26 protein-coding genes and 1 riboswitch are annotated in these 26,675 nt (G+C 29.1%); of the genes, 17 read left to right on the top strand and 9 right to left on the bottom strand.

Going from position 1 to position 26,675, the window contains the following annotated elements:
• A partial coding sequence (locus ACUSRV_RS11700; RefSeq protein WP_490142142.1) for a S8 family serine peptidase occupies window positions 1-1,152 on the top strand: 1,152 nt, incomplete at its 5' end.
• Between the two features lie 124 nt (window positions 1,153-1,276).
• Here the strand turns inward: ACUSRV_RS11700 and ACUSRV_RS11695 are convergent.
• Window positions 1,277-2,152, bottom strand: a complete 876-nt coding sequence (locus tag ACUSRV_RS11695) for a LysR family transcriptional regulator (protein WP_490142141.1) — start codon at window positions 2,150-2,152, stop codon at window positions 1,277-1,279.
• Between the two features lie 150 nt (window positions 2,153-2,302).
• On the opposite strand from ACUSRV_RS11695, the gene ACUSRV_RS11690 reads away from it, so the two are divergent.
• Complete coding sequence (locus tag ACUSRV_RS11690) at window positions 2,303-2,821, top strand: prolyl-tRNA synthetase associated domain-containing protein (protein WP_490142140.1); 519 nt, start codon at window positions 2,303-2,305, stop codon at window positions 2,819-2,821.
• A gap of 131 nt (window positions 2,822-2,952) precedes the next feature.
• On the opposite strand, the gene ACUSRV_RS11685 is transcribed toward ACUSRV_RS11690, so the two are convergent.
• Window positions 2,953-3,264 (bottom strand): hypothetical protein, encoded by a 312-nt coding sequence (locus ACUSRV_RS11685; RefSeq protein WP_490142139.1) that lies wholly within the window; start codon window positions 3,262-3,264, stop codon window positions 2,953-2,955.
• A gap of 387 nt (window positions 3,265-3,651) precedes the next feature.
• On the opposite strand from ACUSRV_RS11685, the gene ACUSRV_RS11680 reads away from it, so the two are divergent.
• The 8 genes from ACUSRV_RS11680 (at window position 3,652) to ACUSRV_RS11645 (ending at window position 13,857) form a co-directional block, all read left to right on the top strand.
• A complete protein-coding gene (locus ACUSRV_RS11680; RefSeq protein WP_490142138.1) occupies window positions 3,652-3,909 on the top strand; it encodes a TM1266 family iron-only hydrogenase system putative regulator in 258 nt (85 codons plus the stop codon).
• Between the two features lie 24 nt (window positions 3,910-3,933).
• The gene (gene hydG / locus ACUSRV_RS11675; protein ID WP_490142137.1) at window positions 3,934-5,352 is read left to right on the top strand and encodes a [FeFe] hydrogenase H-cluster radical SAM maturase HydG; all 1,419 of its coding nucleotides are present in this window, start codon (window positions 3,934-3,936) and stop codon (window positions 5,350-5,352) included.
• 352 nt (window positions 5,353-5,704) lie between these two features.
• On the top strand, window positions 5,705-5,953 hold the full coding sequence (locus ACUSRV_RS11670) for a hypothetical protein (protein WP_490142136.1): 249 nt from the start codon (window positions 5,705-5,707) through the stop codon (window positions 5,951-5,953).
• Window positions 5,954-6,410: 457 nt separating this feature from the next.
• Window positions 6,411-7,781, top strand: coding sequence for an alanine/glycine:cation symporter family protein (locus ACUSRV_RS11665; protein ID WP_490142135.1), 1,371 nt, complete (start codon window positions 6,411-6,413; stop codon window positions 7,779-7,781).
• Window positions 7,782-7,805: 24 nt separating this feature from the next.
• Window positions 7,806-9,491 (top strand): M20/M25/M40 family metallo-hydrolase, encoded by a 1,686-nt coding sequence (locus ACUSRV_RS11660; RefSeq protein WP_490142134.1) that lies wholly within the window; start codon window positions 7,806-7,808, stop codon window positions 9,489-9,491.
• 349 nt (window positions 9,492-9,840) lie between these two features.
• Window positions 9,841-11,022, top strand: coding sequence for a poly-beta-1,6-N-acetyl-D-glucosamine synthase (pgaC, locus tag ACUSRV_RS11655; protein WP_490142133.1), 1,182 nt, complete (start codon window positions 9,841-9,843; stop codon window positions 11,020-11,022).
• On the top strand, window positions 10,983-11,462 hold the full coding sequence (gene pgaD, locus ACUSRV_RS11650; protein ID WP_490142132.1) for a poly-beta-1,6-N-acetyl-D-glucosamine biosynthesis protein PgaD: 480 nt from the start codon (window positions 10,983-10,985) through the stop codon (window positions 11,460-11,462). Before pgaC ends, pgaD begins: the two co-directional genes overlap by 40 nt.
• Window positions 11,463-11,760: 298 nt before the next feature.
• Entirely contained in the window at window positions 11,761-13,857 is a 2,097-nt protein-coding gene (locus ACUSRV_RS11645; RefSeq protein WP_490142131.1) for a sensor histidine kinase, read from the top strand.
• An 84-nt stretch (window positions 13,858-13,941) separates the two neighbouring features.
• On the opposite strand, the gene ACUSRV_RS11640 is transcribed toward ACUSRV_RS11645, so the two are convergent.
• Window positions 13,942-14,532 carry an MFS transporter gene (locus ACUSRV_RS11640; protein ID WP_490142146.1) on the bottom strand — a complete coding sequence of 197 codons (591 nt, stop codon included), beginning with the start codon at window positions 14,530-14,532 and terminating at the stop codon, window positions 13,942-13,944.
• Window positions 14,533-14,670: 138 nt separating this feature from the next.
• Between ACUSRV_RS11640 and ACUSRV_RS11635 the strand changes: the two genes are divergently transcribed.
• The 3 genes from ACUSRV_RS11635 (at window position 14,671) to ade (ending at window position 18,252) form a co-directional block, all read left to right on the top strand.
• Entirely contained in the window at window positions 14,671-15,855 is a 1,185-nt protein-coding gene (locus tag ACUSRV_RS11635) for a DUF2812 domain-containing protein (protein ID WP_490142130.1), read from the top strand.
• Window positions 15,856-15,923: 68 nt separating this feature from the next.
• Window positions 15,924-16,229, top strand: a complete 306-nt coding sequence (locus ACUSRV_RS11630; protein ID WP_490142129.1) for a hypothetical protein — start codon at window positions 15,924-15,926, stop codon at window positions 16,227-16,229.
• 155 nt (window positions 16,230-16,384) lie between these two features.
• Window positions 16,385-16,486: riboswitch (purine riboswitch) on the top strand.
• 29 nt (window positions 16,487-16,515) lie between these two features.
• Window positions 16,516-18,252 carry an adenine deaminase gene (gene ade / locus ACUSRV_RS11625; protein ID WP_490142128.1) on the top strand — a complete coding sequence of 579 codons (1,737 nt, stop codon included), beginning with the start codon at window positions 16,516-16,518 and terminating at the stop codon, window positions 18,250-18,252.
• 122 nt (window positions 18,253-18,374) lie between these two features.
• Here the strand turns inward: ade and ACUSRV_RS11620 are convergent, their stop codons facing one another.
• The 3 genes from ACUSRV_RS11620 to ACUSRV_RS11610 form a co-directional block, all read right to left on the bottom strand.
• Window positions 18,375-18,563 carry a ferredoxin gene (locus ACUSRV_RS11620; RefSeq protein WP_490142127.1) on the bottom strand — a complete coding sequence of 63 codons (189 nt, stop codon included), beginning with the start codon at window positions 18,561-18,563 and terminating at the stop codon, window positions 18,375-18,377.
• 131 nt (window positions 18,564-18,694) lie between these two features.
• Window positions 18,695-19,018 carry a hypothetical protein gene (locus ACUSRV_RS11615; protein WP_490142126.1) on the bottom strand — a complete coding sequence of 108 codons (324 nt, stop codon included), beginning with the start codon at window positions 19,016-19,018 and terminating at the stop codon, window positions 18,695-18,697.
• Window positions 19,019-19,114: 96 nt separating this feature from the next.
• Entirely contained in the window at window positions 19,115-19,696 is a 582-nt protein-coding gene (locus ACUSRV_RS11610) for a hypothetical protein (protein ID WP_490142125.1), read from the bottom strand.
• A 381-nt stretch (window positions 19,697-20,077) separates the two neighbouring features.
• Here ACUSRV_RS11610 and ACUSRV_RS11605 point away from each other — a divergent pair, with 381 nt between their 5' ends.
• Together ACUSRV_RS11605 and ACUSRV_RS11600 are read left to right on the top strand one after the other, a co-directional pair.
• Complete coding sequence (locus tag ACUSRV_RS11605) at window positions 20,078-20,791, top strand: hypothetical protein (RefSeq protein WP_490142124.1); 714 nt, start codon at window positions 20,078-20,080, stop codon at window positions 20,789-20,791.
• Window positions 20,792-20,985: 194 nt separating this feature from the next.
• Window positions 20,986-21,705 carry an NAD-dependent protein deacylase gene (locus ACUSRV_RS11600; RefSeq protein ID WP_490142123.1) on the top strand — a complete coding sequence of 240 codons (720 nt, stop codon included), beginning with the start codon at window positions 20,986-20,988 and terminating at the stop codon, window positions 21,703-21,705.
• Window positions 21,706-21,866: 161 nt separating this feature from the next.
• Here the strand turns inward: ACUSRV_RS11600 and ACUSRV_RS11595 are convergent, their stop codons facing one another.
• From ACUSRV_RS11595 to ACUSRV_RS11585, 3 genes are all read right to left on the bottom strand, one after another.
• Window positions 21,867-22,034, bottom strand: coding sequence for a hypothetical protein (locus tag ACUSRV_RS11595; protein ID WP_490142122.1), 168 nt, complete (start codon window positions 22,032-22,034; stop codon window positions 21,867-21,869).
• 164 nt (window positions 22,035-22,198) lie between these two features.
• On the bottom strand, window positions 22,199-22,387 hold the full coding sequence (locus ACUSRV_RS11590) for a hypothetical protein (RefSeq protein ID WP_490142121.1): 189 nt from the start codon (window positions 22,385-22,387) through the stop codon (window positions 22,199-22,201).
• Between the two features lie 169 nt (window positions 22,388-22,556).
• A complete protein-coding gene (locus ACUSRV_RS11585) occupies window positions 22,557-23,615 on the bottom strand; it encodes an IS1595 family transposase (RefSeq protein WP_490142120.1) in 1,059 nt (352 codons plus the stop codon).
• Between the two features lie 173 nt (window positions 23,616-23,788).
• Between ACUSRV_RS11585 and ACUSRV_RS11580 the strand changes: the two genes are divergently transcribed.
• Together ACUSRV_RS11580 and ACUSRV_RS11575 are read left to right on the top strand one after the other, a co-directional pair.
• Window positions 23,789-25,633 (top strand): M48 family metalloprotease, encoded by a 1,845-nt coding sequence (locus ACUSRV_RS11580; RefSeq protein WP_490142119.1) that lies wholly within the window; start codon window positions 23,789-23,791, stop codon window positions 25,631-25,633.
• 186 nt (window positions 25,634-25,819) lie between these two features.
• A complete protein-coding gene (locus tag ACUSRV_RS11575; protein WP_490142118.1) occupies window positions 25,820-26,671 on the top strand; it encodes a metallophosphoesterase in 852 nt (283 codons plus the stop codon).
• The last annotated feature ends 4 nt before the right edge of the window (window positions 26,672-26,675 follow it).

Raw genomic sequence — 26,675 nt, 5'->3', positions numbered from 1 at the left:
TTATCACAAGATACAAATGGTCATGGAACATTAGTAGCTGGAATAGTAGGTGGAAGAGGAAGGGTGAATCCTCAATATGTAGGTGTAGCACCCGGTTCAGAACTTATAGTAGTAAAGTTAGCAGAAATAAATGGATATTATAGTAAGGCTGATATTATGGCAGGAATATACTATGCATATTTTAAATCGGTAGAGCTTGGGAGGCCATTAGTTATAAATATATCTTTAGGAAGTAATTTTGGTGGAGTAGCAGGAACAACTATATTTGAGAACTTACTTTTTTATGAAGATAGAGGTGTAGTTACTGTTGCTGCAGCTGGAAACGAAGGTAATACACAAACTCATTATTCAGGGACTATAGTACAAGGAGAAAGTAGAGATATATTATTAGAAGTAGGAGCAAATGAAAGAGATATACAGATTCAGTTTTGGGGAAAAAGACCTGATAAAATATCTGTATTAATAATATCACCATCGGGGGAATTAAGTGAAACATCAACAGTTAGAGATTTAGCTATAGTTTCAGGAATATTTGATTATGAACTTACAACATATGAAATTTTTTATAAATATCCTGATTTTTTCTCTGGTGATGAGTTAGCAATAATAACTTTAAGAGATATAAAACCGGGAATATGGACAATTAGATTAAGTGGAGACTATATAGTTGATGGGCATTATGATATGTATTTACCAAATAGGTCTCTATTACAGTCTGGAACTAAATTTTCAGAAGCAGACCCTTTTGGAACGCTTAACTATCCATCATCATCAAATGAAATGATTACAGTAGGAACATACAATACTGTAAATAATAGTATATGGCAATCTTCATCGAGAGGCCCAACAAGATTAGAAAAGTTAAAGCCAGATATTGTAGCTCCAGGAGTTAATATAATATCAACTTACCCAGGTGGTGGATACAGTAATATAACAGGAAGTAGTGCAGCAGGAGCACATGCAGCAGGAGCTGTTGCATTGTTTCTGGAGTATGTATTAGTTGATGGAGCTAATCCTAATGTAGCATATGATCAAATGATAAAATCATTTATGTTGCAAGGAGCTAGAAAGTTTCCAGATATAACATATCCAAATGTGTCTTATGGTTATGGATTATTGGATATTAGGGGAATGTTTGACCAATTTAGATAACTGTATTACTTTATATTCAGTTGAATTATATATTAGTATATAGTTGTATAATATTGCGACACAACAATATTTCATTAAATCCTTTGCTAATGAAACCCTCGATAAAATGTTGAGGGTTTTTCACTTATTTTAACTCCTTATTTCTATACTTCAAATATTCTAAAAATCGCCTTGATGTAAGGGAAAGTGATTTCTTATCTCTCATAGCGATACCTATATTTCTAAAAGAAGGAACCTCAAGTTCTTTAACTATTATTTGATAGGGAATACGTTGCAAAATTAACTCAGGTAATATACTGATTCCAAGCCCGTTTTCTACCATAGACATAATAGCATAGTCATCCCATGTTGTGAAATGAATTTGGGGTGAAATATTATGCTTCTCGAAAATTTCGGAAATTTCTGATTTTGAACCCTTTTCCAATAGCATAAACGGAGTATTCAATAACTCGCTAATTGGAAACTTATCACAGGTAGCAAGCGGATGATCTTGTGAAACCACTACTAGCAAACGGTCTTGTTCCAAAAACATAGTTTCGAGTTCAGATTTTGTAGGAAGTCGCAAAAATCCGAAGTCAACACGTCCTTCTAAAATCCAGTTTTCAATTTCTGTATAATCACCAAGCAGTAGTTCAAAATTAATTTTTGGGTATTCTTTCTGAAAAACCTTAATCATATTAGGAAGCCAATGGGTTGCCACGCTGGAAAATGTTCCTATACGAATTATCCCAGACTGAATATCATGTAAGTCTTTGATTTGTGTTATTAATATTTCATGCTCATTGCAGATTCTTTTTAATTGTGGCAGTAAGTTCAAACCGTCGGAGGTTAAACTGACACCTGCACGCCCTCTTTCAAGTAGAGAAACACCCCATTCCGTTTCTAAATCGTTAATCATACGGCTGATGCCAGATTGTGTATAGTTCAATGCTTCAGCAGCTTTTGTAAAGCTCCCATATTCCACTGCTTTTACAAATGCCATATATTTTTGAATATTCATATCTCTTTCTCCTTTCTATGTGATTTTGTCATATATAACATGAAAAACATTCGGTTTTGTAATACATGGGAATATGATATACTATTGTCGTTAAAAATTCAAGTTTAGAAAGGAAAAAGGTGTATAAAGATGTTTTATGTAAGTTATATTATGGATAAAGCACCAGACTTATATAAGTCTCCGCTACAAGAAATGACCTACAAATCACTGGAAAAGTTACAGATTTCATTTGAACGTGTGGATACTGATGAAGCAATTTCAATGGAGGATTGTATATCTATCAATCAAAAACTAGATATGCAAATGGTAAAAACGTTATTCTTATGCAATAGGCAAAAAACAGAGTTTTATTTATTTGTAACTACTGCAGATAAGCCATTTAAATCAAAGGATTTCAGCAATGCACTGGGCATCTCTCGTGTATCCTTTGCTCCTGCTGAGCTGATGGAAAATATTTTGGGCACAAAAATTGGTGCTGCGACAGTATTTAGTGTTTTAATGGACAAGGACAATCTCGTGAAAGTTATTTTCGATAAGGATGTACTTCTGGAAGAGTGGTATGGATGTAGTGATGGGACTACTACTGGGTATATGAAAGTCAAAACAAATGAGATCGTAAATGATTTTCTAAACTATACAAGTCACATTCCAACTATGATTCAACTGTAAAATTCAAAAGTTTTATTAAGAAAATATAAAATCATGGACTTAAAGAAAGTGAAATATTCGAAAAAATTCCTGCTGAATTTATATGGTATACATTCGTAATTTTTATATACTATTATCTCAAAAGAGGAGAATTAATTCTCCTCTTTTGAGATAATACGCCAACCGTGTGCTTTAAGTTTCTCTATATACATCTCTATTTTAATTTCTTCAAGTTCTATGGCAAGTGGTGTCAAAGAAACCCAACATTCATCAGAAGCATAATTAATAGTAACTTTTACAACTTCATATCCATTGTGAAATTTTGGATCAAATCCAGGGTCATCTATTATATCACCTTCAAAAGGGCGAATATTAGATTCAAATGTTTTCATCATCATCTCTTGTATATTCTTCTCGTTTTGGTCTTTTACTGATGATACAAAAAGCATTAAATTTATTTTCATTATAATCTCCTTTTCTATATTAAAATATAAGATTCTGATTTAGTTTAAGGAAATTATAGCATAATTTATATGTAATCTCACTAAGTTACAATGAATTTATAGCGATTGCGGAAGCAAGTAAAAATTTGTTTGTTTAAAATTTGTCAAAAAATGATGCAATGTGATAGATATTCTGATATAATAAATAGCATAAGTATAATATCTAAGATTTAACATTAAAAAGTATCGTACTGAATGAATGAGGGTTAGTCCCAAATTAGAAGGCGAGAGAATAGTTGTTATAAATTCGGGGAAATCGTTTTTATGATTACTTGCGATTTATTTGCTATCCTTGTTCCTCTATGGTGCCAAGGATTTTTTTATTTTTATAATGAAAGGATTAAAAAAATGGAAACAAGAGTGGCTATTATTGGAATTATAGTTGAAAGCAAAGATTCAATAGAAAATTTAAATGCTATTCTGCACGAATACAGTAAATATATTATAGGCAGAATGGGAATCCCCTACGAAAAACGAGGTATTAACATAATAAGTGTAGTTATTGATGCACCTAATAATGTTATAAGTGCTCTTTCTGGAAAATTAGGAATGTTACCCGATGTAAATATCAAAACAGTTTACTCAAAGGTTTCTATTGGAGAGTAAATGACAAAATAGGAGGGGTTTTTAATGTATAACATTAAGTCTAAAATTGCAACTGAATTTATTAGTGATCAAGAAATTATGGATACTCTTAACTATGCTAAAGAAAATAAAAGCAATCGTGAACTTATAAGCAGCCTTATTGAAAGGGCAAAGGATCGTAAGGGTTTAACTCATAGAGAAGCTGCTGTATTGTTAGAATGTGACTTAGAAGATGAAAATGAAAAAATGTTTAAACTTGCAAAGGAAATTAAACAGAGAAATTATGGCAATCGTATTGTAATGTTTGCTCCTTTATATCTTTCAAATTACTGCGTAAACGGATGTGTTTACTGTCCATATCACTATAATAATAAGAACATAGCAAGAAAGAAGTTGACTCAGGAAGAAATTAGGAGAGAGACAATTGCACTTCAGGATATGGGACACAAGCGTTTAGCATTAGAAGCAGGAGAAGACCCTATAAACAATCCAATTGAATATATCCTTGAAAGTATCAAGACAATATATAGTATAAAACATAAAAATGGAGAAATACGACGTGTAAATGTAAATATCGCTGCTACAACGGTAGAAAATTATAAAAAGTTAAAGGATGCAGGTATAGGAACATATATACTTTTCCAAGAAACATACAATAAGAAGGCTTATGAAGAGCTACATCCTACAGGTCCAAAACATGATTATGCATATCACACCGAGGCAATGGATCGTGCTATGGAAGCTGGTATCGATGATGTAGGTATTGGAGTTTTATTTGGTCTTAATATGTACAAATATGACTTTGTTGGATTACTAATGCATGCTGAGCATTTAGAAGCTACAACGGGAGTTGGACCACATACTATAAGTGTTCCTCGTATTCGCCCAGCAGATGATATTAATCCTGAAAACTTTTCAAATGGAATATCAGACGATATTTTTGCAAAAATTGTAGCAATACTTCGTATTGCAGCACCATATGCAGGTATGATTGTATCTACTCGTGAATCTCAGAAAACACGTGAACGTGTACTTGAATTAGGTATATCACAAATTAGTGGTGGTTCTAGAACTAGTGTTGGTGGTTATGTTGAACCTGAATTAGAAGATGATAATTCTGCACAATTTGATGTTAATGATAATCGTACACTGGACGAAATAGTGAACTGGCTTTTAAAGATGAATTATATTCCAAGTTTCTGTACTGCTTGTTACCGTGAAGGAAGAACTGGTGACCGTTTCATGCAACTTGTTAAATCAGGACAGATTGCAAATTGTTGTCAGCCAAATGCTTTGATGACTCTTAAAGAATATTTAGAGGACTATGCTTCTAATGACACAAAGGAAAATGGTGAAGCATTAATTATTGAGGAAGTTGAAAAGATACCTAATGAAAAGGTTAAAACAATAACAAAAGAGCATCTTACAGAATTAAAGGGTGGAAAACGAGATTTTAGATTCTAATATTGTTCTTTGGCAAGAAATTAAAAGAGGCAGTTAATACGACTTAAAATCGTCTTAATTGCCTCTTTTTTTATGTTCAAGCTTAAACGAAAAAATACTACCTAAAATACGAACATATATTATGTTATTTTATGAAAATTTGTTGGTATATATAAAATTATTTAAAAAAGCCATTGAAATTGTAACTAATAATCGTAGATGTAATAAAGGATATAAAAAAGGAATTTTAAAACAATGGAAAAGTCTATAGGAGTAATTTATATGCCTTATAGGTATACTATAACTAGACTTAAACAAAGGGTTGTTAGATGAAAAAAACTGCAGCAGGGAGCTAAATAAGGTGGTGTGAATTGTGGAAATAGATAAAAAGATTATTAACTTATTAAGTCAGATAAATATATTACCATTTGAGGATATAATTATAGCTAAAAAGATTTTAGAATCTGAGGATTATGAATCATCTTTAAAGCATCTATGTTCAAGGATATATGAAGAAAAGGTGTTTATTTCTAAAGATACATATGAACTAATAAAAATAATAGCAGGAGATCTAGATGCAGAACATTGGGTATATAGTAATTTAGAGTTTTTAATAATGTAAAAATAGAGCTTCCTTTATGTATTAAGTTCTATTATTGTTATTTGCAGTTATTGTTGTTATTATTCATTAAGAATTAAAATTTTATTATATGAAGTAGAAAAAATACTGCACAGTTAAAAAATTTTTTATAATGAAAAATTTTTTATTGAAGTTATATTTTTAACTGCTTCTTTTTTTTTGTAAAAAACTTAATAAAATCGAAATTTTATATGAAAATACAATAAGCAAATGAATTTATATATATAAACAATTTAATATTTAGAAAAGAAAGAAAAATGAAGTATAATCATACTGAAAAATCAAGTTCTTATTTTTGAATTACTGTATTAAAATACTTTTAAGAAGAGTTTTCCAAATATTTGATTTAATTAAAAAAATATACGATTTTAAATACGATATTTATAGGAACATAGTTTCCTTAAATATAAAAACAAAATCAGGGGGAGGTATTTTTTTTATGGTTGAATTATTCACCAACATTACATCTTGGCTTTGGACTTATCCAGTATTACTTTTGCTTGTGGGTGGAGGCATAGTAATGACATTCGTACTGGGATTTTTTCAGTTTAGGTATTTGCCTTTTATACTTAAACAAACATTTGGAAAAATGTTCACAAAGGGAAGTGGGGATGGAACTGTGTCGCCGTTTCAGGCTGCAACTTCTGCACTAGCTTCAACAATAGGTGCTTCTAATATAGTTGGGGTTCCTTTAGCTATAGCGGCAGGTGGTCCTGGAGCAATATTTTGGATGTGGCTAATTGCTATGTTCGGATGTGCCCTAAAGTACTCTGAAATAATTTTAGGTATAAAATACAGAGTGAAAAATGAAGATGGAGATTTTGTAGGTGGACCTATGTATTATTTAAGAGATGGTGCAAAACTTCCGTTATTAGGAACTATATTTGCATTTTTCCTTATGATAGAAATAGCTCCATCAGTGGGATTGCAAGCAGCTTCAGTTGTTCAAAGTGCAGCTACAATTAATGTACCAGGATGGATATCAGGAGTTATATTAGTTTTAATAGTAGGGGCTATTGTATATGGTGGAATAAAAAGAATAGGTCAAGTTACAGAAAAAATGGTTCCATTTATGGCAGTTACATATTTCTTATTAGCACTTATAGTTATAGCTATCAATTATGCTAGTATACCTCAGGCTTTTGCTCTTATATTTGAAGGAGCGTTCAAACCTATGGCCGCTGTTGGAGGGTTTACTGGTTCTGTAGTAGCGGCGACTATCAAAGCTGGCGCTGCAAGAGGAGCATATTCTAATGAAGCAGGGATGGGCACATCTACAATAGCACATAGTGCAGCAGTTACGGATCATCCAGCAAGACAAGGTTTATGGGGAATATTTGAAATTATAGTAAGTACTATGTTCATATGTACTATATCTGGATTATTAGTATTAACTACTGGGGTATGGAATACAGTAGAATCATCTCAAGCTGCTACAATGCCTTCATTAGCATTCCAAAGTGTATATGGAAATGGTTTAGGTGGAGGGTTCTTAACAGTATGTATGTTATTATTTGTTCTTTCTACTATAATAGTAATAATATTTTATGGTGAAAAACAAGCTGAGTACCTATTTGGAACTAAATTTTCAAAAATGATGAGAGTTGTATATCTTGCATTTATATTTTTAGGAGCTGTTTGGAATTTAAATACTTTAGTAGTTGTTCTAGACTTCACACTAGCTGGAGTAATAATTGCAAATATAATAGGAGTTTTAAAACTTTCTCCAGAAGTTCGAAGATTATCTAAAGAGTTTTTTGGTAACAAAGAGCTTATGTATAAAAATGATAATAAAAAGGAATTGGTATAAATAATAAGGGGGATATATATATATATGAAATGGAATAATAAAGAAGGTCTAAAGGGGTTAGCGTTTGATTTAGTAGCTCAAGAAAGTATTTCAGGAACAAGAAAAGAAAGTGATATGGCTAAACTTATATACAATAAATTATCAGAACTACAATACTATAGGCAAAATCCTGAACACTTAAATTTAGTTCCATTAAATGATAAATTAAATAGATTTGCTGTATGTGCATTAATGAGAGGCAAAAAAGAAAGTCCTAGAACTCTTTTAACAGTTGCACACTTAGATACAGTTGGAGTAGATGATGCTGGAAGTTTAAAAGAATATATATTTAATCCATATGAATACACAAAGAGATTAAACCCAGATGCATTAGATGAAGATTCTAGAAATGATTTATTATCTGGTGAATGGCTATTTGGTAGAGGGATAATGGATATGAAAACAGGTCTTGCTATACAAATGTCTTTACTTGAATATTATAGTCAAGTAGAAGACTTTGAAGGTAATATAATGTTACTTGCTGTACCTGATGAAGAAACTAACTCAGAAGGGGCAATTGCTGCAATTCCTTTTGCTAACAAAGTTATAGAAAAATACAACTTAGAGCCTCTAGCTGTTTTAAACTGTGAACCTGACTTTGCATCATATCCTGGAGATGATAACAAATATATATATCTTGGAACAGTAGGAAAATTGCTTCCAGGATTTTATATAGTAGGTAAGGAAACTCACGTAGGAGAATCTTTATCAGGACTTAATGCAAACCTTATAGCAGGAGAGTTATTATCTAGATTAGAAGTAAGTACAGATTTATGTGAAGAAGTAGATGGTGAAGTTACAATGCCTCCTACTTGCCTAAAATATGAAGATACAAAGAAGCTTTACAACGTTCAAACACCAGTAGCGGGAGTTATGTATTATAATCTTCAAACAATGAAGATGAATCCAAAAGAAGCTGTTGAGAGACTTACAAAAGTAGCAAATGAAGCAATAAAAGCTGCTAATGAAAAGGTTAAGGAAAAAGCAGAAATTTATAAAAGACTATCGAGGCTACCTTTAAAAGAACCTAAGTTTGATATTAAAGTTTTAACTTTTGATGAGCTATATAACCAAGTTTTAGCTCATAACGGAGAAGAATTCAAAAATCATATAGATAAAATGATAAAGGTTTGGTTAGAAGATGAAACTCTAGATGAAAGAGGAGTTAGTTCTAATGTAGTTGCAGAAGTACACAAATTTTCTAAAGATAGAAGTCCTATGATAGTAATATTCTTTGCTCCACCATATTATCCTCACGTTGGGCTTAATGAAGAAAGAGAATTTGATAGAAAGCTAATAGAAGCAGCTGATAGAATAATAGAAAAAGCAAATAATGAGTATGGAGTAGAAATTAAAAAGCAAAAATACTTCCAAGGTTTATCTGACCTAAGTTACTTTGCACTAGAAGATGCAGAAGAGGTTATGGATTACTTAAAACCTAATATGCCATCACTTGGATATAGGTACACTCTTCCATTAGATGAAATCAAAAAGCTTAATGTTCCAGTTATAAACTACGGACCACACGGAAGAGATGCACATAAATTTACTGAAAGAATTTTAGTTGATTATTCTTATGAAGTAGTTCCTAGTTTAGTTAAAAATTTAGTTGATGAAATATTTAATATAAAAGTTGAAAGCAAAGAATGTTTGGCAAAAGCAACAAATTAGAAAAGGAGTCACTAGATTAATTCTAGTGACTTTTTTAATTAGGTATCTATAGTTAGCTTAATTGAATATAATATGTAAGTGTGCAATATGTGTGTAGAAAGTTGACCGGTATAGATACTAAACAAATTGATTATAGTGCTTGTATTGAATGTATGTGTTGTCATGAGTTATGTCCAGCACAAGTAAAGATAAAGACAATATATACAAATATTGAATATATTACTTCAAAACAGATAAATATATGCACATAGAATAAAGATAATTATTCAATTTGATATATAAAGAGGTAATACGAATGAATAAATTTATTGATTTCTTGTCAAATTACGTTTTTTGGTATACCTTTGTAATGTCTTTATTTTGGATTGCTGGTTGTATAGTATTTATAAGAAAAAGAGAACATCCTATAGATTTAGAAATTGATAAAACTGACTGGCCTATGATTAGCATATTAATACCTTGTTATAACGAAGAAGGTACGGTAGAAGAAACTATTTATTATATGGACAAAATAGCTTATAAGAATAAGGAAATTATTGCAGTAAATGATGGTAGCAAGGATAAAACGGGAGAAATATTACGTCGATTGGAAAAAGAATACGATAGTCTAAAAGTCATAGATTGTAGAGAAAATCGTGGCAAAGCAACTGCCCTTAAGTTAGCAACATTTGCTTCAAAAGCTGAGTATTTAGTATGTGTTGACTCAGATGCAATACTGGATCCTTATGCAGCTCATTATTTGATTTATCATTTTTTACACAGAGGTGAAAGGTTGGGGGCTGTGACTGGGAATCCGAGGATTAGAAATAGAGATACATTACTAGCTAAACTTCAAATTGTTGAATATGCATCAATTATTGGTATTATAAAAAGAGCACAAAGAATTTGGGGAAAGGTAATGACAGTTTCTGGAGTTTGTGTGGCTTTTAGAAAAAAAGCACTTGTTGATGTAGGGTTATGGGATCACGATATGATAACAGAAGACATATCTGTTTCTTGGAAATTACAAGAAAAATTTTGGGATATACGTTATGAACCAAGGGCCCTTTGTTGGATGTTAGTACCTGAAACTCTTAAAGGAATTTGGGGACAAAGGATTCGTTGGGCACAGGGAGGGCAAGAAGTAATATTTCGCCATTGGAGAATAATACTTGATTGGCGCCATCGCCGTTTGTGGCCAATTTATTATGAACAATGGGCTAGTCTTTTTTGGAATTTTTCCTGGATAATTGTAACAGTTTATTACTTAATAACGGCAAAAAATATCATGGAAGTATTGATATGGTTCACTTTTTCATCTTTTTGCTTAGTTTTCTTATGTTTGATACAATTGATAATATCATGTATAATAGATAGTAAATACGACAACATTTCACCTTACCTTTTATGGGGAGCTTGGTATCCATTTATTTATTGGATACTAAATACATTGATTGTAATGTTCGCTTTACCTAAAGCTATCAAAAGTAGAGTGAAGGGGGGCTATGCCACATGGTCAAGTCCAGACAGAGGAACGCGCAAATCCAATTAAACAAATCATTTATCATAAAATCAAAACGATCTTGGTGGCAAGAAGTCATAGTTGGGTTATTTACACTGTTAGTGTGGACTTATTGTTTAACTGTAGTATACTTCTTTGTAGACTCCCTATTTTCTCTTAATCATGAATTTCCAGCATTATTCAAAACTATTTTCAAAATGACTAATAATGATATATGGTATATTATTAAGATAGGTATTATTTTATTTGTATCAATGTATATATTGCTTTCGGCATGGGGTCATTATAATAAGAAAAGATACGGCAGTCTAAGACGTAGAAAATACCCAGCACCTACAACAGAAGAAGACTTAATGAAATTAAATTTGATAGATGAAATAACTTATGAAGAGTTACAAAGTGAAAAATTAATTGTACTTGAATTAAATCCAGTTGGACGCACAAAAGAACAGAACGAAACAGCTGCATAGATATCAAAAGGAGTCCATAAGGACTCCTTTTTAATTGTTCTATCTAAGTTATAGTGAGAACGTTTCAGAATCTTCTGTAAATGAAGAAATAGTAGCGTATAGCTAATTTTTACAAAGATATAAACAAAGATACAACATGGTCTGAGCAATAATGCTTGGACCTTTTTATTATACAAAAGAAATAGACAGAATACATAAAATATTCTGAATATAAAGGAGGAATTTTAAGTAAATTGTAGAATAATATAGAATAAGGTAAAAGATTATTATACTAAAATATAATTGTGGGGGTATGAATATGGAAGCTGTTGACAAAAAGTTCTCAAGGCATTTTCAATCACAAGGTATATTAAGCAAATATGATATTCATAAATACATTATATTAATAATTTTTTTACTATTTGTTTTATATGTAGGAACTGTAGATTATATAGTATCTCACGGTATGATTGAAACATTAAACACAGCTATATGTTTTAGTTTTGTTATAATTGTCATCAATTCCTATGAAACATCGAGAAATAAATACTTTCTTTTTTTAGGAATTGTATTTGGATTTGTATCGTTTTTTAATTTTCTACATGCAATGACTTATATGAGTTCTATGTATAATGGAAAAGAATTAATAAATATATCTGCTCAGTTAAATATAGCTTTTAGACTTGTAGAAGCACTATCAATATTAACGTCCTTCATTTTTTTATATAAAAGTTTTAATAAGTATGTAGTACTTTATTTTTATACATTTCTTTCTTTATTCTTATTACATATAATTTTTTCAACAAACTATTTTCCAACATGCTTTATTGTTGGTTATGGAAAAACTACGTTTTCTGTTATCTCTGGATACATAGTAATTTTGTGTATGGTTTTATCTACTATACTTTTTATCAAAAATAAATCATATTTTAGTAAAAAAACAGCGTTTTACTTAAGTGTATACTTAATATCATCAATTGTAGTAAGATATATGTTCATTATAAATGACTTTGTTTACCATGATGCTGATATATTAGTTCATATCTTAAAATTTATATCTTTTTACTTTTTATATAAAGCTCTGGTTGAAAATATAATAAGAAAACCTTTAAAAGCTATTTTTGATGATTTAAATAGTAAAAATATAGAACTTGAATTCAAAACGATAGAATTGGAAAAAGCTATTACTAGTTTAAATGAAGAAAGAGCTAAAGTTGAAGAAATTAATGAAAAACTTAATATTAGCAAAAATAATTATAAAGCTCTTATAGAATTTTTGCCAGATGCAGTTATTTGTAGACAAAATTACAAAATTACATATGTAAACACAGCAGCTATAAAACTCTTTGGAGCAAAAAGTAAAAAAGAATTAATAGGGAAAACTCCTTTTGAACTATTTCCAAAACATCACTTAGATGATTTAACAAAAAAACTAAAGGATCAAGAAAATAGTATTAATCCTATTATTAATTTTGGAGAATATGAAATAATTGACTTCGATGGAAAAATAAAAGATGTTGAAATTAAATGCATTCCTTTAGAACCAAAAGAAAATAATTCTTATTTAGGTGTTATGTATGATATTTCAGAAAGAAAAAGAGCTGAGAAAGCTGTAAAATTATTAAATGAAACCCAAGAAAGTGAAAAATTAAAAACAGCGTTTTTTGCAAATTTATCTCATGAACTTAGAACTCCAATAAATGTTATTTATAGTGCACTTCAAGTAGTAGAGTCAAATTCTAATGATGAATTTATAAAAAAATATAATTCAATAATAAAGCAAAATTGCTATAGACTTTTGAGACTAGTTAACAATATAATAGATTCAACTAAGATAGAGGAAGGATTTTTGTCATTAAACTTAACATATAATAACATAGTATCAGTAGTAGAAGATATTGCACAATCTGTTGCAAGTTATATAGAATTACACGGTATGACTTTAATATTTGATACAGATGTAGAAGAAAAATATCTAAATTTTGACTTGGATGCTGTAGAGAGAATAATTCTAAACTTAATTTCTAATGCCATTAAATTTAGAAGAGAAGATAGTACTATAAATATTGATATTTATGATAAGGGAAATAGCGTAATTATAAGTGTGAAAGACAATGGAATAGGTATTTCTAATGAACAACAGCGTTTCGTCTTTGAAAAGTTTAGACAAGCTGACAAGTCTTTTACAAGAAATACAGAAGGAAGTGGAATTGGTTTATCTCTTGTAAAGTCTTTAGTTGAACTACATAAAGGAACTATAACACTAAAAAGTATAGAAGGTTTAGGTAGCGAATTTATTATTGAATTACCTATATCTGAAACAACAGAATGTTGTGTTGAAAATAGTAATGAAAATTTTCAAAGTAATATAATTGAGAAAATAAACATTGAATTCTCAGATATATATGTATACTAAAAAAGTAACTAATAGTATTAAGGTAATATTACTATGTATTAAACAAAAAAGAGAGTGTAAAACACTCTCTTTTACTATTTACAGTTATGCAAGCTGTTCTACATCATTAGTTATAGCAGGACTGTTCTCTTTCTTTTTATCATTTAATAAGAATGATACAACTAAAGCAATTATAGTTAAAGCTATAACAAATATAAATGTAGTATTCATACCTTTTATTGCAGCATCTAACATTCCCAAATTATAAAGCTCCATATTTGTTTTAGCAAGAGACTTAGCTGGAGCATTAGAAGTTGCAACATTAGACATTATAGTTATTAATATTGCAGATCCAATAGATCCTGCTACTTGTTTTGCTGTATTAACAACAGCATTTGCATGTGGCAGCAGTTTATTAGGTAAATCATTCACTCCAGCTGTTTGCATTGGCATTATAACAAGGGCAATTCCAATATATCTAATTGCATATAGCACAGTAATATACATAGTGGATACATCCTTATGCAAATTTGCAAAAGGGAAAGTAGAAATAATCAATAAAATAATTCCAGGTATTGCTAACTTTTTTAAACCATATTTATCAAATAGACGCCCAGACACTACCATCATAACTGCCATTAATAATGCACCTGGCAGAAGTACTAATCCGCTGGTAAAAGCTGATTTTCCAAGTATAGTTTGAAGTTATTATTCAATAATTTATAAAAACGTATAGGATTCCAAGTAGTTTTTTTATTTACATAACTGTTTGTTTTTGATATGTTAGAAATAGTACTAATAAGAAAAAAGAAGGTGATTCTAATAAGTAAGAGTGTGTATAAATTAAATTTTAGTAATTATTGGCGTATTGGCGAACATGAGAGTTGGTTTGAAGATATGGCTTTACAGGGGCTTCACCTAAAACATACTGGAATGTATTTTACTAAGTTTGTAAAAGGTGAATCTAAAGAAATGAGATATAGAATAGATGTATTACAAGATGATGATATAACAGCAGAACAAAAGGAAAGTTATTCTAAGATGGGATGGGACTATGTTACAAGTTATAATGAGTTTCATGTTTTCTCATCACCTGCTTACATAAATGCACCTGAATTTTATATGGACCCTGATGAACAATCTCATACATTAGAAAAATTGAACAAAAAATTTAGATCTAGTGCTTTAGGAAGTATAATTTGGATTGTTATTTTTATAGGTATGACTTATTATAATTGGACTATTGATAATACACCTACTTTATCTTTGGTAGATGGGAATGCTATTTCCCAAATTGTATTAATTATACCAATAGCAAATTCAGTATATAGTACAATAAATGGGGCTATAGGTATTAGCTTTTTGCGAAAAAGTCTTAAACAAGGCAACCCTATTAATCATAATGCTAAATGGGAGAAGAGTTATAGATTAAATTGTATTAGTAATGTTTTTTATTCTATAGTTGTTATTACTCCAATTTTAATTTCTTTGACTGAGATTATAATTAGTGATGTTAAAACATTGCCAATTAATAATATTGATTTACCTATTATAAGATTAAAAGATATAGAAAAAGATCCTAATTTAGTTAGAGAAAAATCATACATAGAAGACAATGTTGATTGGGGTAATAGGTACACCCGTGATTGGAGCTTGTTATCACCAATACAATATGAATCTGATGAGCAAGGTGTTGTTTCAAATAAAAAGTGGAAAGATGGAAATGCAGAGTACTCACCAAATATTTATACAAAGGTGTATAAGCTTAGATTTGGGACTATGTCTAATGACCTTATTTCTGATTTGATGAAAAGATATAATACTGGAGATGAAAATAAAAAATTTAGAAAGATAAATCACAAAGAGTTAGATAATTTACTTGTTTGGGAATCTGATATATATAAGGACGTATATGTCTCTAAAGGAGATGTTGTAATTCACGTTATATATAATGGCTATGGAGATATAGATTCAATAATTGATAGTATTGTAGATAAAATTAATTTAATAGCAGATTAATTTAACTACAATTTGTAATCTTTATATATTATAATAAAACTAAATTATGACATTACGGGAGGCAAGAAATGACTATAAAAATATTGAGTTTAGTTTTGGTTTTGCTAGGTATAACACTTATCTTTTCAGCAATTCGATATGGCAATAAAAATAAAATAAATATTAATGATGAAGCTATGAAAAAATACATAAAATCTAAGAAGTTGTTGTATTTAATAGAAGGACTTTTCTATGCTATTGTAGGATTTCTTTCACTATTAAATATAATATCTGGAAAATATATTGGATTTATAATACTTGCTTTTGTAATTGTAGATTCGTCATTAAAGTCTACAATGAAATTAAGATCTGTATTTAATGATATGAGGAAATAAATTTATAAATAGTAAAAAGGAGTTGCTAATGCAACTCCTTTTTTATTCAACTGATATTGCATCAACAAGGCAAGACTCTGCTGCTTCTTTTGCACAATCAGCTAAATCACCTTCTACATTAAATTAAATACTTTGACAAAGATAATTTAGAATAATATAATAGTAAAAATAACCTTCGTATAAGCTCGAAAATATGGTTTGAGCGTATCTACCGTACTACCTTAAATAGTATGACTATGAAGAATATAATCCACGAAGGTTAAATATTTATTGAGGGTGGATTACTATGGACAAAAAAATATTCGTACAAAATATCAAAGCAGCAATAAAAAATGAAATATGTGATTTGGTTATTAAAAATATAAAAATTATAGATGTATTTCAAAATGATACCTTTATTAGTGATGTAGCTATAAACAATGGTTATATTGTAGGCATTGGAAATTATGATGGAAAAACAGTTATAGATGGTACTAATAAATACATATGCCCAGGGCTTATCGATGCTCATGCACATATAGAGTCTTCTTTAATAACACCGAATGAATACTACAAAGGGGCAATTATTCATGGAATAACTTCAATGATTACAGACCCACATGAAATAGCAAATGTTTTAGGGGTTAAGGGTATAAAACTTATGATGGATTTAAGCGAGAATCTTCCTTTAGATTTTTATTTTATGCTATCTTCATGTGTTCCGGCAACTAGCTTTGAAAGTAGTGGAGCAAAACTAGAAAGTAATGACCTATTACCTTTATATAAGGACAATAAGGTTTTGGGGTTGGCTGAGGTCATGAGTTATCCATCTGTATTAAACTGTGAAGAAAACATGATTAATAAACTTTGGGATGCAAAACAAAATGGATTAGTAATTGATGGCCATGGAGCCGGATTTGATGAAACTATGATTAATGCTTATACTACAGCTAATATTACAACAGACCATGAGTGTCATACTAAAGAAGAAGTTATAGATAGATTAAGAAGAGGAATGTATGTCCTTATAAGAGAAGGAACTGTTGCAAAGAACCTTAATGAACTAATAAAAGCTACTAGTATAGCTAACTCTAGAAGAGTTTGTTTTTGTACAGATGATAAGCATATAGATGATTTAATAAAAAATGGTAGTGTAGATAATTCAATTAAGATGGCTATCAAATACGGGCTGAAACCAGAAACAGCTATACAAATGGCTACATTAAATACTGCAGAGTGTTATAACTTGAAAAATATAGGAGCTATTGCACCTGGATTTATAGCTGATTTTATAATATTAGATAATTTAGAGGAATTTAAGATAAATTCTGTTTATAAAAATGGGAAGTTAGTAGTAAAAGATAATAAAGTTTTGGTTAATGAGAAAAAGGAAAATTATATATATAATATAGAAAACAGTATTAATATTTTAGATATAAATAAAGAAGATTTAACTATAACTTTAAAAAATAAGACTAAGTTAAATGTTATTGGAATTATACAAAATAAACTAGAGAGCAACCACTTAAAAATAGATATTGATAAACTTGATTATAATGAAGAATTTGCTTCTAATATAGAAAAAGATTTAATTAAGATAGCAGTTATAGAACGCCATAAAGGTACTGGAAATATCGGATTAGGTATTATAAATGGGTTAGGTATAAAAGAAGGTGCAATTGCTACTACTATAGCACATGATTCTCACAATATTATTGTAAGTGGATGCAATGATGAAGATATGATATTTGCAGTAAATGAACTAAGAAAGATGGGTGGAGGAATAATAGTAGTTAAAGATAATAAGGTACTTGCTTCTACGCAACTTGAAATTGGAGGACTTATGACTAGTAGAAGTTCACAAGAAGTTATATACGACCTTGATAAACTTCATAGTGCTATAAGTGAAATAGCACCTAATATAAGTTTTAATCCATTTTTAACTTTATCTTTCTTATCTTTACCTGTAATTCCAAATTTAAAAATAACTGACAAAGGGTTATTCGATGTTGCTAAATTTGATTTTATAGATATTGCGCAGTAAAAAAAGACTATATATAATACTAACGGGTTTACTTTTGAGATGCAAATTATAAAATCGCACTAAAAATCATAATAGAAACAACACAAAAAAGAGTGTGTTTTAGTTGAAAACACACTCTTTTTTTATTCAACTGATATTGCATCAACGGGACAAGATTCTGCTGCTTCTTTTGCACAATCAGCTAAATCACCTTCTACTTCGGGATTTCTAGCTATAGCCAATCCATCATCATCCATTTCATATATTTCTGGACACATAGATGGGCATAATCCACATCCAATACATAAATCCTTATCTACACGAGTTTTCATCAATTTAGCCTCCTTTGTTAACGACAATCAATAAATAATATTTACCAAATTATATAATCATATACCTTATAAAGTTAAATCCTATATAAATTTCCTGATTTTGTTGTAAGTCATTTTTATATGTTAATTTTCTATTGAGAGAGTATCTCTCTTAAAACATCTTTTTTATTTATGATATCTAGTAGTTGATCTTCTGTTCTTATTAAATCATTCCTACTCTTAAAGTATCTGTTTACTTTTTTAGAAAACTCTTTAGTTTCATCATCAAGGGATGAGATAAAATTGGCTATACTTTTACCTTGATACAAGGTAAAAAGGTATGGCGCTACTATATACTTTATATCATAAAGTATGGAATCCTCAATCCAGTAGTCGATATGATTTAGGTCGATTCTTTTTTCCATAAGTCTTGTATAAAAATCTAAACAATCTCCATTAGATTCCCAAAAATCCACATAGACATAATCAAATTTATTTAGGAAGTCTTCGTTATAATAGTCAAAGGCATTGCCATGAATAATTTCTAGTTTTTTATTAGTTTTAAACTGAGTTCAAATGTACTTTTCAAACAAATCAATTACATCCTTGTTAAATTCAACTATAGTTACACTTTCTACCTCATCTTTTAGCAACCAAAGATAAGGAAGGACTCCGATTCCAAGTCCCATAGTCATACAATTCCCATGGCCTCTCTCAATTTCACTAATAGTAGGTGACATCCATACTTTATCATAGCCTTCCTTCAGGACTGGTAAATCAATGTCTGTTTCAAAGTATCCCATGGGATGGTGATGAAATAGATATTTCCCTAAAGGTTTATGGAAATCCATGTTTATTAAAGTTCTCTTTTTTATGGTGTCTTTCTCATACCTTACACTTTGAGAATGAACACTTTCGAGTTTGATATCCCTGAAATATGGATTTTCAGTCAGAATTTTCACATCGTATCTCAGATTTTTATAAGGGATATTATACTCTTCAAGTATTCCTAATAGTTCTTTTTCTTTCTTAGGAGTAAGAATCTCCCCCATATAATTCAGGATAGATGAGAGGTAGTCATTCATATCTAGCATAGATATCATAAGGTTTTTCATTGCCATATCTAGTTGTGCATTTCTTTCAAATCTAATCATATATTACCTCGCATATATAAACTCTAATTAACACTTTTTTATTCTTTTCTTTTACTCAAATAACTTTTAACCTATTTTTGGCAACAAAAAAAACACATATAGCCCTTTGTACCGTAATCAGATTTACGCGCAAAGGAGCACTACATGTGTGGTTTTCTAGAGTTTATTATTAAATTTAAATTAGTTATGCATTGTACTATATTTTAAAAAAAGGTCAATTTAAAAAACCTTATGGCATCTATTGATGTATGTAGAAGGATAAACCGTTGCTATATATTACATAGTAGTCAATAATTTATAAAAGGTTATAGGAATATTATGGATAATAAATTTTGAGAATTAACAAAATAATATATCTTAAGTTAATGTGGAGGTGGAAAGATGATAAAAAAGGTAATAGCAGTTTTTTTAATTACCCTTAGTTTAGTTGGATGTACAAATAAGTCAGTTACAAAAAATGAAAATGATGAACAAAAAAATACAGTAAAAGATGTGAACTACTTTTCAAAAAACACCGATGAATTAATAGGCAAAGATGTAAATTATTTATTTGTCAAGTTAGATAAGCCTAATATAGTTACATATTATGTTGATAATAAAGAAATTAACTTTGTAGATATAACTGATTTTGATAAAAAAGAGGAAATTAATAAAATACCTATAGTAAAAGAATTTATTTATAGAGAAATAGAAGATGAAAAAAATGCACTTTATGTTTATGCACAAAAAGATAAAATAAATGAAGTAAAGATAAAGGAGTTCTTAGAAATTCCTAAAAATGAATACAAGAACACAGAATATATAATAAACTACTACAATAATTCAAAAGCCATAGATTATAATGATTTTAATTTAGAAAAAACTAAGTCTGAACTTATGGGAAAAAATATAGATGAATTTAATAAAAACTATAATCTAAAATATGGAAATATAGAAGCATTTAAAAAAAGTACAAAAGAACAAATTAGTTTATATAAAATAAATGATTACGATAAATCTGTTATTGTATATTCTAGGGATAAAATCGTAAAAGAAATAATAGAAGTTGAACAAAAGCTTAGTCAAGATATAATAAATAACTATTTTGCTAGATAAATATATAATAAAGGTATCATATCTGTAGATGTGATGCCTTTATTATAATGTTTAAAAATGCAAATGTTGATATTAATAATTTTTTTGGAGTTATTATATTTTTTATATATTACGAAATAAAATTTTATATACTCATATTTTATCTAACATAGCCTAATATTTAAGGATATAATAATAAAAAGGATGTGAGTATATTGGATAATAAGTATTTAGAAATAGCGAAGATCTTAAAAGAATCAAAAAATACAGTAGTATTAACAGGAGCAGGAATTAGTACTTTGTCTGGAATCCCAGATTTTAGATCATCAAATGGAATATATTCAACTACTCCCGAAGTAGCTTTATCTAAAGGATATTTCTTAAGAAATACTGAAAAGTTTTATAAGTTTTTCAAAGAATTTTTCGTATTTCATAAGTTTAAACCAAATATAGCTCATGAAATATTAGCAAAATGGGAAGAAGAAGGATATATCTCAAGTATTATAACCCAAAATGTAGATAATTTACATCAATTAGCTGGCAGTAAAAATGTATTACATATACATGGGAATGTTAACACGGGAACTTGTTTAATTTGCGAGAAGATTTATTCTCAAGAACAATACTTAAAAGATTATAGATGTGAATGTGGAGGCTTAATAAAGCCGGATATAGTTTTATATGATGAGAATGTACCTTTATTCTCGGAAGCTATAAATAATGTATCTAATTGTCATTGTCTATTGGTGTTAGGAACATCTTTAGTTGTATATCCTGTAGCAAGCCTCATAGAATATACTCCTAAAAATGCTAAAATAATTATAATAAATTATACCGATACTCCTTATTCTACCTCTAGCAAAGTAATTTCTATAAAAGATGAGATAGGAAAAACATTAGATGAAATAAATAAGGCCATTAGTACAACACAATAATCAGGGAGATTTTGATTAGTTTTAAATGGCTCTGTTAAACAATTTGGTTGTTAACATAAATAATTAAAGCAATAGAAGGATACAGGCTGGATATTAATCCAGACTGTATCCTTCTTCTTTTTATTCGTATTATTTATAAACTATGAATATTTACACATATCTTAACTAGTTTTTTTAGACCAAGCAACAAGCCTATCCCATAAATCTGGTATGCATAAACCGAGTACTAAATCAAATACAATTACCCATAAGATATAAATAGGTAAAACTAACAATCTGTGTTTATTACCTCTTATAAAATTCGAACACTTATCTCTTAATAAATTCATACACAAACCTCCTATATAATAATATATTGTGATGATAATTAAAAGTTCACTCTATGAAATACTGTAATATTCAAAAACTTATGTTTTAAGCATCAACTATAATAGTATCAATTATTCTTTCGTTCTCAGTATTATACTACTGTGTATCACATAAAAATTGCGAATTATTTTTTGTCTTTCTCATCATCAAAAGCCTCTTCGGGCATAAATCCCAATAAAAGAAATAGTAAGAAAATAACTATTCCATTCAAAAATGTACTATTTCCAAAGCCTATAGAAAATATCAGTAAAATAATATCTATAATAACTATAGTTTTGCTATGTTTTTTTACAATAGATTTAATAAATTCCAATAAAATCCCCCCTTTTTATATTGGTTTTACTAAATTATATTTAGTTCATTAGGTAGTTATAATAAATTAAGCACATTATAGAGTTTTATACAACTATTAAAAATATCTAGTTAAACTGTATATATCATCTTCTACATATTTACAATACTAACTGTTATGCAAAAGTGTTTCAAGTTAATTCTATATATCTATTTCTTATTGTTTCGATGGTGGAGTAGTTTTCAGTAGTGACTAATCCTAAAAATAATTCTTTCATTTTAGATATATCTTTTTCTTTCTTTGTAATTTCACACCATTTAAACCAAGTAAGGTAGTTTTGAAGATATTTGGTTGATACTCCATTAAAATCTCTAGTCCAACCTTTTAAGCGACTATGAAAACTATTTGCGTGTTGAATATGGTAAATTCCATCAGTATATTTACCACTATCTATTCTTTTAAGACTAACATTAAAAACTGTCGGAATCTTTATATATGACTTATGAGAGTCTACACAGAGAGTAGAGCCTTCTTCAATTTTATTGTTGAAGAAATCTTTCAAATGAGAAAATTTAACTCTACCAGTGTATAATTTCTTTGAGATTATCCCACCTTTTCTATCAATACATATGCCTACACAAACTTTCTCGTGAGATATTCCTCTTAATTTATTACCTGAACTTTTACCTTGTTTTTGACCACCTCTTTTATGAGGTTTTCTAGGCATGACAAATCTATTACCTTTGCTATGATTACCTTTAAACGATAATCTAAAATATGTTTCATCACTTTCTATAACTCCACTAACATAGCCTTTACCAAGTATTACACTCAAGCAATCTAAAATTCTATGACGCATAAAGAATGATGTCTTAAGGCTTATATGTAATTCTTCTGCACATTCTCTTATTGTAGCCTTATTTACTAATAAGTTTATATATCTAAACCATGTTTCAAGAGGTAGTCTTGTGCTAGAAATCACAGAAGAAGTTCTTTCATCAAAAACTTTCCCACAAGTTTTACATCTATATCTTTCTCTATCATATCTTTTGCCGTATTTGATAATATGACTTTTATTACATCTAGGACATATTTCACCTTTAAAGAATTTTATTTCTTGTATTTCTCTATTAAGTTCGGAGGAATAAGTATTTGTAGTAAGCAAAGAACCTATAAGGCTAAATAGTTCCTCAAGTTCAGAAGTATTTAATGTTTTTACTTGTTTTTCTAAAGTTTTATCTAATCCCATACTTATACCTCCTAGTCCTATAATATATCTATATATAACCTATACTAAGAAATAAATACATGAACAACCAAATTAGTTAACATAGCCTTTTAAATATATACCATATACAAAAAAACGCATGCCGATGATATAATGTATTTAAATAATAGACATTATAAAAGGTAGGTGCAGTTATGGACAAATTTGAGAAAAAAATAAAGAAAATAGAGGTCTTGGCTAATCAAAATCCAGGTATGTATAAACTAAGATTATATTTATTTACTATGCTTGGATATTCCTATATTGGACTAATTCTTTTAATATTAATAGGAGCTATTTTAGGAATGTTCTACATTGGAGTAACTACAGATATAACAATTGGAATGGGAAACATATTGGTTATACTTGTTTCAATAATCTATTTAATAATTAAATCTTTATTAGTAAAAATACCTAAGCCGCAAGGTATAGAAATAAACAAAGAAGAATCATCAGAACTTTTTCATATTATTGAAGAGATAAGAAGAGATACAAATGCATCAAAGATACATAAAGTTATTATTGATGATGAGTTTAATGCTTCAGTTCAACAACTACCGGTATTTTCAGTATTTGGAAATAGAAGTTATCTTACAATAGGTATTCCACTTATGATGGCTTTATCTAAGGAAGAGCTTAAAGCTGTACTTGCCCATGAAATAGGACATATATCACATTATCATGGTAAATTTGGAAATTGGATTTATAGAATGAGAATAACTTGGTATAACATTAGGGAAGAATTTCAAAAGAAGAATAGTAAAGGTGCATTTATATTTAGATGGTTTTTCGACTGGTATGTGCCAAAATATGAAGTATATTCATTTATCCTTAGAAGGCAAAATGAATATGAAGCAGATAGGTTTTCAGTACAAGCAGTAGGGCCTAATGATACAGCTTCAGCCCTTATAAATTTACATATTAAAGGTAGATATATCGATGAAGTATTTTGGAGTAATGTTTATAAAAGAATTGTTGATGAAAGTGAACCTCCACATTCTGTATATAGGGAATTAAATAATAGTTTTGGCGACAATATAGATGATGAAATATCTAAAAAGTGGATAAATGAAGCTTTAAAAGGAAAAAATGATATTTTTGATACCCATCCAACATTAAAGCAACGTCTAGAATCTATTTGTATTGAGCCTTTTATACCAAGTAATTCAGAATCATCAATATGGTTATTGGGAAAAAATATCCAAAACTATATAGATAAGATAAATATGATTTGGCAAGAAGACGTAAGAGAAGAATGGATAGAAAGACATAATATGTTTAAAGAGGGAAAAGGAAGATTATTAGAACTTGGAAAAAAAGACAAGTTAAATGAGGAAGAAAAATGGGATATGTCCTATCTAACAGAAGCTATTGAAGGAAGCGAAATTGCACTACCCCTATATGTTCAACATGTTGAGGAATATCCAAATTTTGCACCAGGAAACTTTGCATTAGGTAGGATTTTAGTTGAAAAAGAAGATATAAGTGGTATAAATTATATTAAAAAAGCTATGGAATTAGATCAAGAATATATAATAGATGGTTGTGAAATTATATATAGTTTTCTCGTTTCTCAAGGTAAAGAAAGTGAAGCTGAAAAATACTATGAAATGGCATATAATGAGTCACTACACCTTGAAGAAATTGAAGAAGAAAAAAGTGTTTTAAATATAGATGATGAATATATTCCACATAATCTTGATGAAAGAAATATTTACAAACTTGAAGTACAACTAAAAAAATACCCTGTAATAAAGGAAGCTTATTTAGTTAAGAAAAAACTAAAGCATACTGAAGATGAACTTTTATACGTACTTGGAGTTTTATTAGATTTACCATGGCATGCTGATGAAGAAAAATACCCACAGGCTATAGAGATGATTTCAGAAGAGATAAATTTCGAAGGAGAAACCTTGGTAATGTATTTAAATCTTGAGAATAGAGGATTTAGAAAAATATTTCAGACTATACCAGATTCTAAAATATATACAAAACAATAATTTTATTGAGGGAGCTTATTGCTCCCTTATTTAATTATAAGATAAAATCCAAATTTAGTTACAAAATGAACTATTATATAGTTATTATGTTAAAATAAATATACATAAGGAAGATTGGTTTATAGATAGTGTACAGCATTAACATAAGTAAAGTAAATATTAGAACTTTATTAGGGAGAGATAAAAGTGAAACTCACATCAAAATCAATCAAAAACCTCATCATTGCTATTACAGGATTAATCATATTCTTCACATGGCAAAACAATGCTGTAGGCATAACGAAATACGAATATACTAACTCCAAAATTCCTGAAGGCTTTGACGGATACAGAATTCTTCAAATTTCTGATTTACACAACAAGGATTATAAAGGGAGATTGTTAGAAAAAATTGAAGATATTGACCCTGATATTATCGTAATAACTGGAGATTTAATTGATAGAAGAAACACTAAAATAGATATATCAACAAAATTTGTGAAGCAAATAATTAAAATAGCACCAATATACTATGTTTCGGGAAACCATGAGCAATTATCTGGAAAATATAATGAACTAAAGGAAAAACTTGAAAAGTTAGATGTAGAAATTATCGATAATTCTTATAAGACATTAAATAAAAGAGGGGAAGAAATTGGACTTATGGGGATAGCAGATCCTGCAATTATCCAAAATGAAGGAACTTATCTTTGGGATGATAGTAGCGAATATATTAAAAGTAATATTAATAAATTATTTGAAAATATAGATACAGACTTTAATATCTTACTTTCACATAGACCGGAGCAATTCAGTATATATAAGAATATGAATGTGGACTTAGTTTTCAGTGGTCATGCACATGGTGGTCAAGTTAGAATTCCTTTTGTTGGAGGGTTAGTTGCTCCAAATCAAGGTTTATTTCCAACGTATACACAAGGAATATATAGTGAAAAATCAACATCAATGGTTGTAAGTAGAGGATTAGGAAATAGCATTTTTCCACTAAGAGTATTTAATCCACCAGAGCTAGTAGTAGTTACTTTAATAAAAGAATAAAGAT

Source organism: Sporacetigenium sp. TC11, from assembly GCF_058146105.1.
The sequence above is the reverse complement of the archived record's forward strand: the minus strand, read 5'-3'. Positions and strand labels throughout refer to the sequence as shown.

Excerpts from the sequence above, each read along its gene's own strand:
- ACUSRV_RS11695 (WP_490142141.1), bottom strand. The coding sequence starts at position 2,152 with ATGAATATTCAAAAATATATGGCATTTGTAAAAGCAGTGGAATATGGG.
- ACUSRV_RS11690 (WP_490142140.1), top strand. The coding sequence starts at position 2,303 with ATGGATAAAGCACCAGACTTATATAAGTCTCCGCTACAAGAAATGACC.
- ACUSRV_RS11685 (WP_490142139.1), bottom strand. The coding sequence starts at position 3,264 with ATGAAAATAAATTTAATGCTTTTTGTATCATCAGTAAAAGACCAAAAC.
- ACUSRV_RS11680 (WP_490142138.1), top strand. The coding sequence starts at position 3,652 with ATGGAAACAAGAGTGGCTATTATTGGAATTATAGTTGAAAGCAAAGAT.
- hydG (WP_490142137.1), top strand. The coding sequence starts at position 3,934 with ATGTATAACATTAAGTCTAAAATTGCAACTGAATTTATTAGTGATCAA.
- ACUSRV_RS11665 (WP_490142135.1), top strand. The coding sequence starts at position 6,411 with ATGGTTGAATTATTCACCAACATTACATCTTGGCTTTGGACTTATCCA.
- ACUSRV_RS11660 (WP_490142134.1), top strand. The coding sequence starts at position 7,806 with ATGAAATGGAATAATAAAGAAGGTCTAAAGGGGTTAGCGTTTGATTTA.
- pgaC (WP_490142133.1), top strand. The coding sequence starts at position 9,841 with ATGTCTTTATTTTGGATTGCTGGTTGTATAGTATTTATAAGAAAAAGA.
- pgaD (WP_490142132.1), top strand. The coding sequence starts at position 10,983 with ATGGTCAAGTCCAGACAGAGGAACGCGCAAATCCAATTAAACAAATCA.
- ACUSRV_RS11645 (WP_490142131.1), top strand. The coding sequence starts at position 11,761 with ATGGAAGCTGTTGACAAAAAGTTCTCAAGGCATTTTCAATCACAAGGT.
- ACUSRV_RS11630 (WP_490142129.1), top strand. The coding sequence starts at position 15,924 with ATGACTATAAAAATATTGAGTTTAGTTTTGGTTTTGCTAGGTATAACA.
- ade (WP_490142128.1), top strand. The coding sequence starts at position 16,516 with ATGGACAAAAAAATATTCGTACAAAATATCAAAGCAGCAATAAAAAAT.
- ACUSRV_RS11620 (WP_490142127.1), bottom strand. The coding sequence starts at position 18,563 with ATGAAAACTCGTGTAGATAAGGATTTATGTATTGGATGTGGATTATGC.
- ACUSRV_RS11610 (WP_490142125.1), bottom strand. The coding sequence starts at position 19,696 with ATGATTAGATTTGAAAGAAATGCACAACTAGATATGGCAATGAAAAAC.
- ACUSRV_RS11605 (WP_490142124.1), top strand. The coding sequence starts at position 20,078 with ATGATAAAAAAGGTAATAGCAGTTTTTTTAATTACCCTTAGTTTAGTT.
- ACUSRV_RS11595 (WP_490142122.1), bottom strand. The coding sequence starts at position 22,034 with ATGAATTTATTAAGAGATAAGTGTTCGAATTTTATAAGAGGTAATAAA.
- ACUSRV_RS11585 (WP_490142120.1), bottom strand. The coding sequence starts at position 23,615 with ATGGGATTAGATAAAACTTTAGAAAAACAAGTAAAAACATTAAATACT.
- ACUSRV_RS11580 (WP_490142119.1), top strand. The coding sequence starts at position 23,789 with ATGGACAAATTTGAGAAAAAAATAAAGAAAATAGAGGTCTTGGCTAAT.